General features: G+C 73.2%; 12 protein-coding genes. 3 read left to right on the forward strand and 9 right to left on the reverse strand.

Annotated elements, in window-relative coordinates; translation table 11 throughout:
- Positions 1-202 precede the first annotated feature (202 nt).
- The gene (locus ABR738_RS13365) at positions 203-1,537 is read left to right on the forward strand and encodes an MFS transporter (RefSeq protein ID WP_350230195.1); all 1,335 of its coding nucleotides are present in this window, start codon (positions 203-205) and stop codon (positions 1,535-1,537) included.
- A gap of 548 nt (positions 1,538-2,085) precedes the next feature.
- Here the strand turns inward: ABR738_RS13365 and ABR738_RS13370 are convergent.
- The 8 genes from ABR738_RS13370 to hrcA all read right to left on the reverse strand — a co-directional run bounded on the left by ABR738_RS13370 (position 2,086) and on the right by hrcA (position 9,648).
- A complete protein-coding gene (locus ABR738_RS13370) occupies positions 2,086-3,084 on the reverse strand; it encodes an adenosine deaminase (protein ID WP_350230196.1) in 999 nt (332 codons plus the stop codon).
- A gap of 58 nt (positions 3,085-3,142) precedes the next feature.
- On the reverse strand, positions 3,143-4,054 hold the full coding sequence (locus tag ABR738_RS13375; RefSeq protein ID WP_350230197.1) for a ribonuclease Z: 912 nt from the start codon (positions 4,052-4,054) through the stop codon (positions 3,143-3,145).
- Between the two features lie 48 nt (positions 4,055-4,102).
- On the reverse strand, positions 4,103-4,462 hold the full coding sequence (locus ABR738_RS13380) for a histidine triad nucleotide-binding protein (RefSeq protein ID WP_350230198.1): 360 nt from the start codon (positions 4,460-4,462) through the stop codon (positions 4,103-4,105).
- Between the two features lie 118 nt (positions 4,463-4,580).
- Complete coding sequence (locus tag ABR738_RS13385; protein WP_350230199.1) at positions 4,581-5,141, reverse strand: hypothetical protein; 561 nt, start codon at positions 5,139-5,141, stop codon at positions 4,581-4,583.
- Positions 5,142-5,452: 311 nt separating this feature from the next.
- Positions 5,453-6,196, reverse strand: a complete 744-nt coding sequence (locus tag ABR738_RS13390; RefSeq protein ID WP_350230200.1) for a 16S rRNA (uracil(1498)-N(3))-methyltransferase — start codon at positions 6,194-6,196, stop codon at positions 5,453-5,455.
- Positions 6,193-7,284, reverse strand: a complete 1,092-nt coding sequence (locus ABR738_RS13395) for a nitronate monooxygenase (RefSeq protein WP_350230201.1) — start codon at positions 7,282-7,284, stop codon at positions 6,193-6,195. Before ABR738_RS13395 ends, ABR738_RS13390 begins: the two co-directional genes overlap by 4 nt.
- Positions 7,285-7,488: 204 nt before the next feature.
- Positions 7,489-8,628: a molecular chaperone DnaJ gene (gene dnaJ, locus ABR738_RS13400; protein WP_350230202.1), complete on the reverse strand. Its 1,140-nt coding sequence runs from the start codon at positions 8,626-8,628 to the stop codon at positions 7,489-7,491.
- The gene (hrcA, locus tag ABR738_RS13405; protein WP_100578282.1) at positions 8,629-9,648 is read right to left on the reverse strand and encodes a heat-inducible transcriptional repressor HrcA; all 1,020 of its coding nucleotides are present in this window, start codon (positions 9,646-9,648) and stop codon (positions 8,629-8,631) included.
- Positions 9,649-9,812: 164 nt separating this feature from the next.
- Here hrcA and ABR738_RS13410 point away from each other — a divergent pair, with 164 nt between their 5' ends.
- Positions 9,813-10,535, forward strand: coding sequence for an MBL fold metallo-hydrolase (locus ABR738_RS13410; RefSeq protein WP_350230203.1), 723 nt, complete (start codon positions 9,813-9,815; stop codon positions 10,533-10,535).
- 26 nt (positions 10,536-10,561) lie between these two features.
- The gene (locus tag ABR738_RS13415) at positions 10,562-11,386 is read left to right on the forward strand and encodes a DUF3097 domain-containing protein (RefSeq protein ID WP_350230204.1); all 825 of its coding nucleotides are present in this window, start codon (positions 10,562-10,564) and stop codon (positions 11,384-11,386) included.
- 257 nt (positions 11,387-11,643) lie between these two features.
- Here ABR738_RS13415 and hemW read toward each other — a convergent pair whose 3' ends face one another.
- Complete coding sequence (hemW, locus tag ABR738_RS13420) at positions 11,644-12,876, reverse strand: radical SAM family heme chaperone HemW (RefSeq protein ID WP_350230205.1); 1,233 nt, start codon at positions 12,874-12,876, stop codon at positions 11,644-11,646.
- Positions 12,877-12,927: the final 51 nt, after the last annotated feature.

A 12,927-nucleotide genomic window follows, 5' to 3' on the forward strand; every position in this document is an offset into this window, starting at 1 on the left:
CCCAACCTCCGCCCCGGCGCGCGAAATTCGCTTGTTTACCCGACAGACTCCAGACCAAACGCAACGTGACTCAGATCACACCGTTCCGGCTTTTCGCGCCCTCCGGACCCTTGATACAAATTGGGCCGCGTTCCCGCACAACACCGGGCGCATCCCCCCTCTTTGACCTCCTGCCCCACGGGCACTGTTCCTTGGAACGCCCATGTCCGCACGCTCTCGTGCCGTCTGGCCCCTGGTCGCCGTCTTCACCGCCGGTTACCTCGCCGCGTATCTGCTCCCCACCGTCGTCGGCCGTCTCTCGGCGGGCCTCGGCCTCTCCCCCGCCGAGGCCGGACTTGTCGGCTCCGCCCTGCTGTTGAGCTCGGCGACGGCCGGGTTCACTCTCGCCTCCCGGGTGGAACGGCACGGGCCGCGCCGTCTTGCCAGGCTGGGGCTGCTGCTCGCGGTCACCGGGTACGGTGTCGCGGCCCTCACCACGCTGATCCCGCTCGTCGTGGCCGGGGCGGTCGTCGGCGGCCTCGGGTCCGGCACGGCCACGGCGGTGGCGGCGGCCGGTATCGCCGCCCAGCGCGACCCCCACCGCGCGTCCACGCTCGGCCTGCTCTGCGTCTCCGCGACGGCGGGCGCGCTCTACCTGACGATTCCTCACCTCGGCGGCGGACACGCGACCCCGCTCGCCTCGATCGCCCTGGTGGCGGCCCTCGCGTGGCCTGCGACGCGGTGGCTTCCGGGCGCGTACGGCGCGGAGCGGCCCGGGGAGACGGTCGGCGCGGTCGGCGCGGTCGGCGCGGTGGGTGCGGTCGGCGCACGGCTGCCGCACCGGCGCTCCGGTACGGTCCTGGCCGCGACCATGCTCTGCTGGTCCCTCGCGCAGAACGCGCTGTGGGGGGTCAGCGGGCGGATCGGGATCACGCAGGCCGGGCTGAGCGAGGTCACCGTCGGCATGGTCTTCGCGGCCGGGCTCGGCTCGGGGCTGCTCGGTGTGCTCGGGGCGGGTGCGCTCGGCGCGCGGCTCGGGCGGGCGGTGCCGATCGGCGCCGGTACGGCGATCATCGCGTGCTGCGTCGTGCTGAGTTCGTCCGCGCGGGGACTCGTGTCCTTCGCGGGCGGCGAGATCCTGTGGAACCTGTTCTACCCGGTGGTGCTCTCCTACCTCATCGGCCTGTCCGCCTCGCTCGATCCGCACGGGCGCTGGGCGGTCCTGGCGGGGTCGGCGTCCTCGCTCGGGGTCGCCTGCGGGCCGGTCACCGGCAGCCTGCTCTCGCAGTACGCGGGGTACGGCGGGATGGGGTTCACGCTGTGCGCGCTGCTGCTGCTCGTCGCGGCGCCGCTGAGCGCGGTGGCGCTGCACACGTCCGGGCGGCCGCTGGTGCCGGGGTCCATCCGGCGCCGGGGTGGTACGCCTGCGGCGGTGGTCGCGGGGCGGGGGGCCGGGGCGGCGGGGTTGCTGCCGCAGATCGGGGTGCCGGAGCAGGAGGTCGCGGAGATCGCGATCGCCTCCCGCGCGAGGCGCCGCCGCAAGGTCCTGGCCTCCTGACCCGGCCGCCCACCCATCCGGGCCAGCACCAACCCTGCCGGGGGCGCGGGGGCAGGCCAGGTATGCCCATGCTGGCCAGCGCCGACCCCGTCAGGGGCGCGGGGAACTGCGCGACCAGCCACCCACGGCCCGCAGCCGGGACCCCTGGGGCTCCGCCCCAGACCCCATTCGGCCTGAACGGCCTCGTCCTCAAACGCCGGACAGGCTGACTATGCCCATGCAGGCCAGCACGGCCCCTGCCGGGAGCGGGGCTGAGGAAGCACATGCTGGCCAGCGCCGAGTAGTTAGGGGCGCGGGGAACTGCGCGAACAGCCACCCACGGCCCGCAGCCAGGGTCCCTGGGGCTCCGTCCCAGACCCCATTCGCGCCTGAAGGGCGCTCGTCCTCAAACGCCGGACAGGCTCACTATGCCCATGCAGGCCAGCACGGCCCCTGCCGGGAGCGGGGCTGAGGAAGCACATGCTGGCCAGCGCCGACCCCGGCAGGGGCGCGGGGAACTGCGCGGCCGGCCGCCCCGGGCCCGCAACCCCAAGGCTGGACCCGGGGGGTCAGGCCTCCGGGAAGGTGTACGCGGCGACCTCCGCCAAATAGCGCTCGCGCAGCGCCTCGTCATCGTCCAGGAACGACGCCACGAACGAGTTCCGCGCCAACTCCCGCAACCGCTCCCGCCCAAGCCCCAACGCCTCCCGCACCGCGTGAAACGTGTCGCCCACGTACCCGCCGAAGTACGCCGGGTCGTCGGAGTTGACCGTGCACAGCAGGCCCGCGTCCATCATGGCCGCCAGCGGATGCTCCTCCAGCGTGTCGATCGCGCGCAGCCGGACGTTCGACAGCGGGCAGAGCGTCAGCGGGATGCGGTCGCGGACCAGGCGGGTCACCAGATCGGGGTCCTCCAGGGCCCGCAGGCCGTGGTCGATCCGCTCCACCCCCAGCACGTCCAGCGCCTCGGTGATGTACGCCGGCGGCCCCTCCTCGCCCGCGTGCGCGACCCGCCGCAGCCCGAGGGCCGCCGCCGCCTCGTACACCTCGCGGAACTTCGCCGGCGGATGGCCGACCTCCGCCGAGTCGAGCCCGATGCCCGTGATCCGGTCCAGGTACGGCCGCGCCGCCTCCAGCGTGAGCAGCGCCGACTGGGCCGACTCGTCCCGCAGGAAGCACAGGATGAGCCGGGTCGAGATGCCGTGGCGTTCCTCGCTCGTGGACAGCGCCCGCCACAGGCCCTCCACCACCGTGCCCATGGGCACGCCCCGCGCCATGTGTGCCTGCGGGTCGAAGAAGATCTCGGCGTGCCGGACGCCCTGGGCGGCGGCCCGGGTCAGATAGGCGTCGGCCAGCGCCGCGAAGTCGTCCTCGGTCCGCAGCACCCGCATCAGGGAGTAGTACAGGTTCAGAAAGGACTGGAGGTCGTCGAAGAGGTACGCCTTGCGCAGCTCCTCGGTGTCGGCGTACGGCAGCTCTACGCCGTTGCGGGCGGCGAGTTCGAAGGCCAGCTCGGGTTCGAGGGTCCCTTCGATGTGGAGGTGGAGTTCGGCTTTGGGGAGGGGCATGGGGGGTCCTAAGGGTGGTGCTGGGGTGGGTGGTTCGGTGCGGGCCGGTGGGGGTGGCTCAGGCGGCGCGTCGGGGGACGGGGATCCGGGTGAGGTCGGCCGCCACGGTCAGCTCGCCCTCGTACCCGGCGGCGCGGGCCTGGCGCTCGAACTCCCCCGGGTCGGCGTAGCGCTGCGAGAAGTGGGTGAGGACCAGTGCGCGCACGCCCGCGTCGCGGGCCACGGTCGCCGCCTGACCCGCCGTCAAGTGCCCGTGGTCGGTGGCGAGTTGGACGTCGTCGTCCAGGAACGTCGACTCGATCACCAGCATGTCGCAGCCGTCCGCGAGGACCCGTACGCCCTCGCACAGGCGGGTGTCCATGATGAACGCGAAGCGCTGCCCGCGCCGGATCTCGCTGACGTCGTCGAGCGTGACACCGTTCAGCTCGCCCTCGCGCGCCAGGCGCCCCACGTCGGGGCCCGCGATGCCGCGCTCGGCCAGCAGTTCGGGCAGCATCCGGCGCCCGTCGGGCTCGACGAGCCGGTAGCCGTACGACTCCACGGGGTGGGAGAGGCGGCGGGCGTCCAGGGTGTACGCGGGCGTCGTGGCCAGCACCGCGCCCTCGCCCTCGACCGGCTCCTGGCCGAGCTCCACCGACTGCCGGTAGGCCGTGGCGTACCGCAGCCGCTCGAAGAAGTGCTCGCCGCTGCGCGGGTAGTGCGCGGTGACCGGGTGCGGGACCCGGTCGAGGTTGATCCGCTGGATCACCCCGGCCAGGCCCAGCGAATGGTCGCCGTGGAAGTGCGTGACGCAGATCCGGTCGATGTCGTGGGCGGCGACCCCGGCCCGCAGCATCTGGCGCTGCGTGCCCTCGCCCGGGTCGAAGAGGATGCCCTCGCCGTCCCACCGCAGCAGGTAGCCGTTGTGGTTGCGGTGCCGGGTGGGCACCTGGCTCGCGGTGCCGAGCACCACCAATTCACGTACGGACACGGGGAGTCGCCTTGCTGTGCGGGACGCTGGACGGGCGCTGGCGCGGAACTATCCGGGCGGCCACTGGAGGCCGCGGCCGCCCAGGACGTGCACGTGGGCGTGGAAGACGGTCTGGCCCGCGCCGCTGCCGGTGTTGAACACGAGCCGGTAGCCGCTCTTGTCGATGTTCTCATCGGCGGCGACCTGCCCGGCCTCCCGTACGACGTCCGCGAGGACGGTGGGTTCGGCGGCGGCGAGCGAGGCGGCGTCGGGGTGGTGCACCTTGGGGATGACCAGGATGTGGGAGGGCGCCTGGGGGTTGATGTCGCGGAACGCCACCGTCGTGTCGGTCTCGCGCACGACGGTCGCCGGGACATCGCCCGAGACGATTTTGCAGAACAGGCAGTCGGCCTGCGGCTCTCCGGCCATGGTCCGGTCTCCTTGGTCGCGTTGATCAGGTAACCGCATGCTACTCAACGCGTTCGGACCAGGACGCGGAGCGCGGGGTTCCGGGCCGGCACGGGGGTGCGGGGGGTGCGAGCCCGGTCTACTTGCCGCGGAAGGATTCGGTGACGGTCACGGTCACGGTTGCCGTCACGGTGACCGTGGGGGTGGCGCCCGGGCGGGGCGTCGCCTGCCCGGCCGTGGGCGCGGGGGCCGCGCAGTCGCCCAGGACGGAGACGCGCAGGACGGTCCTCCCGGCGGCCTTCGCGGTCAGGTCGCCCTTCACGCAGCGGCCCTCGACTTCGGCGGTGACCCGGCCCTTGACCGTGACCGGCCTGCCGTCCTTGGTCTCGCCCTGGCAGTCGACGTCGGCGACGTCACGGGTGGTGCTGCCCGCCGAAGGGGTCGCGGAGGGGCCGTGGTCGAGGTCGGCGGTGCAGGTGAGCCACTTGATGTCGACGTGGTGGTGGGGAAGTTCGGCGGTCGCGGCCTGTTCCGTGGTGACGGCGACGGCGGCGGAGTTGAGGCCGCCGACGGGGTCGCAGGCGGTGAGCCCGACGAGCGCGAGGACGACGGCGGCCGGCGCGGGCAGCGCGCGCGAGGCCGTGCGGCGCGCGGTGTGGTGGCGGGTGCGGTGGACGCGGTATGAGTTCTTGGCCCCCATGGGCGCCAGGGTGCCACCGCTGTCCGGGGCGCGGTAGCCCCCTTGCGGCCATCCCGGCCGCGGACCGGCGCCCCTTGGGCTCCGCCTACGCCCCCCGGCCGCCCGCCGGTGGGCGGCGGGGCTCCGCCCCGGACCCCGCTCCTCAAACGCCGGAGGGGCTGAATTGCCGGAACCGTCCAAATACCCCGCCGCACCCGCCTGTCCGCCCGCACGGGGCTCCGCGCCTCGAACGCCGGAGGGGCTGAGTTGCAGAACGCCGGAGGGGCTCAGTTACCCAGGTTCGGAGGGGCTGAATTGCCGGATCGGGGTGGTCAGGTCCAGCGGGGGGTTCTCGACAGCAGGACCGCCGCCGCAACCGTGCCCGCCGTCGAGGTGCGCAGCACGCTCGGGCCCAGGCGGTGGGGCCGCGCGCCGGCCTCGGCGAACGTGGCCAGTTCCTCCGGTGAGACGCCGCCCTCGGGGCCCACCACCAGGACGATCTCTCCGGCGGCGGGGAGTTCCACCGCGGCGAGGGCGGCCGACGCCGCGTCGCGGTCCTCGTGCAGGACCACCGCCAGATCCGCCCCGGCCAGCAGCGCCGCGACCTGCTTGGTGCTCAGCGCGTCCCGCACCTCGGGGAAGCGCACCCGGCGTGACTGCTTGCCCGCCTCACGGGCCGTACCGCGCCATTTGGCAAGGGACTTGGCGCCACGCTCCCCCTTCCACTGCGTGATGCAGCGCGCGGCCTGCCAGGGCACGATCGCGTCGACGCCGGTCTCGGTCATCGTCTCCACGGCGACCTCGCCCCGGTCCCCCTTGGGCAGCGCCTGCACCACGGTGACGCGGAGCGCGGGCTCGGGCTCGCTCCCGGCGGCGGTGACGCGGACGCTCAGGCGGTCCTTGCCCTCGGCGGCCACGACGACCGCGTGGGCCCAGTTGCCCGCGCCGTCGGTGAGGGTCACCTCCTCGTCGGGGCGCAGCCGCTTCACGGAGACGGCGTGCCGGCCCTCCGCGCCGTCCAGGACGTACGCGCCGGCGCCCGGCACCGTGTCGACGACGAAGACCGGGGCGGTCATGACGCACTCCTCGTGTTCTTCAGGTTCCGCAGGTTGGTGGTCAACTCGGCCGCCGCGTCGTCCAGTTCGGCCGCCAGGACCTCGACGAGGCGGGCCGCGGGGAGCTCGCGGGCGAGGCGGTGGCCCTGGCCCGCCCACAGCGCCATGCCCTGGGGGTCGCCGGCCTCGGCGGCCGCCTTGCGCACGCCGGCGGTCAGCTGGTGCACCTGGGGGTAGGCGGCGGGGGCGTAGGGGCCGTGCTCGCGCATGAAACGGTTCACCAGGCCCCGCGCGGGCCGTCCGGAGAACGCGCGCGTCAGCTCCGTACGGACGAAAAGGGGATTGGTCAGGGCCTGCTTGTGCAGCACGTTGGCGCCCGACTCGGGACATACGAGGAAGGCGGTGCCCAGTTGCGCCGCGTCCGCGCCGGCCGCGAGCACCGCCGCGATCTGGGCGCCGCGCATCAGGCCGCCCGCGGCGACGATCGGCAGCTGGACGCTGTCGCGTACGAGGGCGATCAGGGTGAGCAGTCCGATGCCCGCGCCGCCGGCCTGCGCATCGTCGCGGAAGGTGCCCTGGTGGCCGCCCGCTTCGACGCCCTGCACACACACCGCGTCGGCCCCCGCCCACTGCGCGGCCTGGGCCTCCTGGGGCGTGGTCACGGTGACGATCGTGTAGGTGCCGATCTTCGCGAACGCGTCCACGACCGCGCGGTCGGGGCAGCCGAAGGTGAAGGAGACGACGGGCACCGGGTCCTCGCGCAGGATGGCGAGCTTGGCCTCGTAGTTGTCGTCGCCCCCGGTGTCGGCGTCGCCCAGCGGCGTCTCGTACCAGGTGGCCTCGCCCGCGAGCTGGTGGCGGTAGACCTCGATGGCGGCGGGGTCGGTGCCGGGGTCCTGGGGCATGAACAGGTTGACGCCGAAGGGCCGGCCGGTCAGGCCGCGCACCTGCTTGATCTCCTGGTACATGCCGTCGGCCGTCTTGTACCCGGCGGCCAGGAAGCCGAGCCCCCCGGCCTCGGACACGGCCGCGGCCAGCGCCGGACCGGAGGCGCCGCCCGCCATGGGCGCCTGCACGATCGGATACCGGCAGAGATCGGTCAAAGCCATGCTTGCATCGTGCCACGACGTTGCTCTCGCACCGAATCGCCGCTCGCCGCCGGGGTGATGAGGCTCGCCGCCTTGCCCGGGGCTCCCGCGTGCGCCGCCGCCCGCTCCTCGAACGCCCAAGGGCCGGCGGCCCGGCCCGCGGGAACGTGGAGGGGATGCGAAAAGGGGGCCGGGGTGGTGACCCCGGCCCCCTTCCCGTACGGCCTACCGGCCGTTGAACGCGTCCTTCAGGCGGGAGAACAGGCCCTGCTGGCCCGGCTGGAACTGGCCCGTGGGGCGCTCCTCGCCGCGCAGCTCGGCCAGCTGACGCAGCAGGTCCTCCTGCTGCGGGTCCAGCTTGCTCGGGGTCAGGACCTCCACGTGCACGATGAGGTCACCGCGCCCGCCGCCGCGCAGATGCGTGATGCCGCGGGCGTGCAGCGGGATGGACTGGCCGGACTGGCTGCCCGGGCGGATGTCCACCTCCTCCATGCCGTCCAGCGTCTGGAGCGGCACCTTCGTGCCGAGCGCCGCCGCCGTCATGGGGATGGTGACCGTGCAGTGCAGGTCGTCGCCGCGCCGCTGGAACACGTCGTGCGCCAGCTCGTGGATCTCCACATACAGGTCGCCTGCGGGGCCGCCGCCGGGGCCGACCTCGCCCTCGCCCGCGAGCTGGATGCGGGTGCCGTTGTCGACACCGGCCGGGATCTTCACGGTCAGGGTGCGCCGCGAGCGGATGCGGCCGTCGCCGGCGCACTCCGGGCACGGGGTGGGCACCACGGTGCCGAAGCCCTGGCACTGCGGGCAGGGCCGCGAGGTCATGACCTGGCCGAGGAAGGACCGGGTGACCTGGGACACCTCGCCGCGGCCGCGGCACATGTCACAGGTCTGCGCGGAGGTGCCGGGGGCGGCGCCCTCGCCCGAGCAGGTCGTGCACACCACGGCGGTGTCGACCTGGATCTCCTTGGTGGTGCCGAAGGCCGCCTCGTTGAGGTCGATCTCCAGGCGGATCATGGCGTCCTGGCCCCGGCGGGTCCGCGAGCGCGGGCCGCGCTGGGATGCCGTGCCGAAGAAGGCGTCCATGATGTCCGAGAAGTTGCCGAAGCCGCCCGCGCCGAAGCCGCCGGCCCCGCCACCGCCGCCCGACGACGACAGCGGGTCCCCGCCAAGGTCGTAGACCTGCTTCTTCTGCGGGTCCGACAGGACCTCGTACGCGGCGTTGATCTCCTTGAAGCGCTCCTGCGTCTTCGGGTCCGGATTCACATCCGGGTGGAGTTCGCGTGCGAGGCGCCGGAACGCCTTCTTGATCTCGTCCTGTGATGCGTCGCGGCGCACGCCGAGTACGGCGTAGTAGTCCGTGGCCACTTACGACTCCGCCAGGATCTGTCCGACGTAACGTGCCACTGCGCGTACCGCTCCCATCGTTCCGGGGTAATCCATGCGGGTCGGTCCGACCACGCCGAGTTTGGCGACCGCCTCGCCGCCGGAACCGTAGCCGACCGACACGACGGACGTGGAGTTCAGTCCTTCATGGGCGTTGTTCTCGTGCCCGATGCGTACGGTCATGCCCGATTCCTTGGCCTCGCCGAGCAGCTTGAGGAGCACGACCTGCTCCTCGAGTGCTTCCAGCACCGGCCTGATGGTCAGCGGGAAGTCGTGTCCGAAGCGGGTCAGATTGGCGGTGCCGCCGATCATCAGCCGCTCCTCGGTCTCTTCGACCAGGGTTTCGAGGAGGGTGGCGAGGACCGTCGAGACGGTTCCCCGGTCCTCCGGTTCAAAGGACTCCGGCAGGTCCTGCACGAGCTGCGGCACGTCCGCGAAGCGGCGTCCCACCACCCGTGCGTTGAGCCGGGCCCGCAGATCCGCGAGCGCGGCCTCGCCGAACGGCGCCGGGCAGTCGACCATACGCTGCTCGACCCGGCCGGTGTCCGTGATCAGCACCAGCATGAGCCGGGCCGCGGCGAGTGAGAGCAGTTCCACATGCCGCACCGTCGAGCGGGTCAGCGACGGGTACTGCACGACCGCCACCTGCCGGGTCAGCTGCGCGAGCAGCCGCACCGTACGGGCCACGACGTCGTCCAGGTCCACCGCGCTGTCCAGGAAGTTCTGGATCGCGCGGCGCTCAGGCGACGACAGGGGCTTGACGCCCGCGAGCCGGTCGACGAAGAGCCGGTAGCCCTTGTCGGTCGGGATGCGGCCGGCGCTGGTGTGGGGCTGGGCGATGAAGCCCTCCTCCTCCAGGACCGCCATGTCGTTGCGCACGGTCGCCGGTGAGACGCCCAGCGCGTGCCGCTCGGTCAGGGCCTTCGACCCGACCGGCTCCTCGGTGCCGACATAGTCCTGGACGATGGCGCGCAGCACCTCGAGCCTGCGTTCACTGAGCATCGCGCACACCTCCAGTAGCTCCAGTAGCCGTCCGTTTGGCACTCACTGCGTTCGAGTGCCAGCAATCCCCCGGTCAGTGTACGGCCGACCGGTACGCCCCTAGCAAGGGCGGCCGACCACGCTACCTCGCGGCGTCGCTCCCGGATCGCGGATAGCGTCGCCTCATGGACATAAGTTGGGAAGAGTTCGGTTGGGAGCGCCTGGGTGATGGAGTGGGGCGCAGACGCCTGCCGGGCTGGGACGCGACCGCCGCGCTGGTCGCGGGCGAGGACGCGCTGCTCCTGTACGACACGGGCGCGACGCTGCGTGAGGGCGCCGAACTGCGGGCGCAGGCGCAGGCCCTGTTCGGCCGCCGTGTGACCCACATCGCGCTCAGCCACCCCCATTTCGACCACGTTCTCGGCACCGCGGCCTTCTCCGGCGCCCAGGTGTACGGGGCTGTCGGCATCGAGCGGGTCATGACCTCTGAGCAGATGCGCTACGACTCAGTGGCCCAGGGCGTGCCCGAGCGGGACGCGGCCGAGGCGGCCGACCTGCTGGTGCTGCCCCATCACGCGGTGTCCGGCGAGTGGACGCTCGACCTGGGCGGGCGCCAGGTGCTGCTCGCCAACGTCGGGCCCGGGCACAGCGGGCACGACCTGGTGGTGCTCGTCCCCGCGAGCGGCGGGTCGCCGGAGATCGTCCTGTGCGGCGACCTCGTGGAGGAGTCGGGCGAGCCGCAGGCGGGCCCGGACGCGGTCACCCCGCGCTGGCCGGCCGCCCTGGACCGGGTGCTGTCGCTCGGCGGCCCGGCAGCGCTGTACGTGCCCGGGCACGGGGCGGTGGTGGACGCGTCCTTCGTCCGCGCCCAGCGTGACCAACTCGCCGTCAGATTCGGCGTGTCGTAGCGCCGGCCGCCCGTATCGTCTGACGCATGCGCAGCTACAGCCCCGATCTCACTCCGCCGTGGAAGAAGAAGCAGGCACCTGTTCCTGAGGTTCCTGCCGAGGCCGACCTCGTCGTCGAGGAGGTTTCCACGGGGTTCTGCGGGGCGGTGATCCGCTGCGAGAAGACGGCGCAGGGACCGACCGTCACCCTGGAGGACCGCTTCGGCAAGCACCGGGTCTTCCCCATGGAGCCGCGCGGCTTCCTCCTGGAGGGCCGGGTCGTCACCCTCGTACGCCCCTCGGCGGTCGCGCCCGCGCCCGTGCGCCCCGCGCGCACCGCGTCCGGTTCGGTGGCCGTGCCCGGGGCGCGGGCGCGGGTCGCGCGGGCGGGCCGGATCTACGTCGAGGGGCGGCACGACGCGGAGCTCGTGGAGAAGGTGTGGGGGGACGACCTGCGCGTCGAGGGCGTCGTCGTGGAGTACCTGGAAGGCATCGACGATCTTCCCGCCATCGTCGCGGAGTTCGCGCCCGGGCCGGACGCGCGGCTGGGCGTCCTGGTCGACCACCTGGTCCCGGGTTCCAAGGAGTCCCGTATCGCCGCGTCCGTGACGCATCCGGACGTGCTGGTGGTCGGGCACCCCTACATCGACGTGTGGGAGGCCGTGAAGCCGTCGTCCGTCGGGATCGCGGCGTGGCCGGTGGTGCCGCGGGGGCAGGACTGGAAGACGGGGGTGTGCCGGGCGCTGGGGTGGCCCGAGAACACGGGGGCGGCGTGGCAGCGGATCCTTTCGGGGGTGCGGTCCTATCGCGACCTGGATCCGTCGCTGCTCGGCTCCGTGGAGCACCTGATCGACTTCGTCACGGTCCCGTAGCTCCGCCCGGGGCCCGGTTTCTGGCCCCTCCCCGCCCCTTCCCCAAACCCGCCGGGGGAGAAAGACCCTGGGGCTCCGCCCCAGACCCCGTTCGCGCCTGAAGGGCGCTCGTCCTCAAGCTCCCCCAAGGTCTCAAGGGCCAGGGGGCCCCATGACGGGCTGGGTACGCCCATGCGGGCCAGGAACGGATGCTCAGGGGTGCGGGGAACTGCGCGATCAGTCACGCACGGCCCGCACCCGAAAGCGGGACGGGTGGGTCAGTCGACCAGGTCCCGGATTACCGCGTCCGCGAGCAGTCGGCCTCGCAGGGTCAAGGCCGCCCGCCCCTCCGCGAACTCCGGCCCCGACAGCAGCCCGCCCGCGACCGCGCCCCGCGCCGCCGCGAGCCCCGCGGGCCGCAGCAGATCGAGGGGGCAGCCCTCGCGCAGGCGGAGCTCCAGGAGGATGCGCTCCACCCTGCGGTCCTCCAAGGACAGCAGTTCCCGGCCCGCACCGGGAGAGCGGCCCTGGGCCAGCGCGGCGGCATACGCGCCCGGATGCTTCACGTTCCACCACCGCACCCCGCCCACGTGGCTGTGCGCGCCGGGTCCGGCCCCCCACCAGTCCGCCCCGCGCCAGTACAGCTCGTTGTGCAGGCAGCGTCCCGCCTCGGTGGTGGCCCAGTTGGAGACCTCGTACCAGGAGTAGCCCGCCGCTCCCAGCACCTCGTCGGCGATCAGATACCGGTCCGCGTGCTCGTCGTCGTCCGTCATCGGGACCTCGCCGCGCCGGATGCGGCGGGCCAGCTGCGTACCCTCCTCGACGATGAGGGCGTACGCGCTGATGTGGTCGGGGCCCGCGCCCACCGCCGCCGTCAGCGAGGCCCGCCAGTCCTCGTCGCTCTCGCCGGGCGTGCCGTAGATCAGGTCCAGGTTGACGTGGTCGAAGCCCGCCGCGCGCGCCTCGGCGACGCACGCCTCCGGCCGGCCCGGCGTATGCGTACGGTCGAGGACCTTCAGGACGTGCCGGCGGGCGCTCTGCATGCCGAAGGAGACCCGGTTGAAGCCGCCCGCGCGCAGCTCGGCCAGGTAGGCGGGGTTCACGGACTCCGGGTTCGCCTCGGTCGTCACCTCCGCGTCGTCGGCGAGGCCGAATTCCTCGCGTACCGCCGCCAGCATGCGCACCAGGTCGGACGCCGCGAGCAGGGTCGGGGTGCCGCCGCCGACGAACACGGTCCGCACCGGGCGCGGGTCCCCGCCGAGCACCTTGCGGGCGAGGCGGATCTCCTCCACGACCATGTCCGCGTAGTTGTCCCGGGAGGCCAGGACGCCGCCCTTGCCGACCAGTTCGCTCGCCGTGTACGTGTTGAAGTCGCAGTAGCCGCAGCGCGTCGCGCAGTACGGCACGTGCAGGTAGAACCCGAGCGGCCGCTCCCCGGCGCCCTCCAGGGCATGGCGGGGCAGGGACCCGTCCTCGGGCATGGGCTCACCATCGGGCAGTACGGAAGGCATGCCCCCATTGTCCGCCACCGCGCGAGCGGCCGGGGCCCACGGGAGCCCCGC

The sequence above is a fragment of the Streptomyces sp. Edi4 genome (genome assembly GCF_040253615.1).
Taxonomy (GTDB): Bacteria; Actinomycetota; Actinomycetes; order Streptomycetales; family Streptomycetaceae; genus Streptomyces.

Bases quoted from the DNA above. Each gene is read 5' to 3' on its own strand.
- ABR738_RS13415 (WP_350230204.1), top strand. From the start codon at position 10,562: ATGCGCAGCTACAGCCCCGATCTCACTCCGCCGTGGAAGAAGAAGCAG.
- hrcA (WP_100578282.1), bottom strand. From the start codon at position 9,648: ATGCTCAGTGAACGCAGGCTCGAGGTGCTGCGCGCCATCGTCCAGGAC.
- hemW (WP_350230205.1), bottom strand. From the start codon at position 12,876: ATGCCTTCCGTACTGCCCGATGGTGAGCCCATGCCCGAGGACGGGTCC.
- ABR738_RS13410 (WP_350230203.1), top strand. From the start codon at position 9,813: ATGGACATAAGTTGGGAAGAGTTCGGTTGGGAGCGCCTGGGTGATGGA.
- ABR738_RS13395 (WP_350230201.1), bottom strand. From the start codon at position 7,284: ATGGCTTTGACCGATCTCTGCCGGTATCCGATCGTGCAGGCGCCCATG.
- ABR738_RS13385 (WP_350230199.1), bottom strand. From the start codon at position 5,141: ATGGGGGCCAAGAACTCATACCGCGTCCACCGCACCCGCCACCACACC.
- ABR738_RS13365 (WP_350230195.1), top strand. From the start codon at position 203: ATGTCCGCACGCTCTCGTGCCGTCTGGCCCCTGGTCGCCGTCTTCACC.
- ABR738_RS13380 (WP_350230198.1), bottom strand. From the start codon at position 4,462: ATGGCCGGAGAGCCGCAGGCCGACTGCCTGTTCTGCAAAATCGTCTCG.
- ABR738_RS13390 (WP_350230200.1), bottom strand. From the start codon at position 6,196: ATGACCGCCCCGGTCTTCGTCGTCGACACGGTGCCGGGCGCCGGCGCG.
- ABR738_RS13370 (WP_350230196.1), bottom strand. From the start codon at position 3,084: ATGCCCCTCCCCAAAGCCGAACTCCACCTCCACATCGAAGGGACCCTC.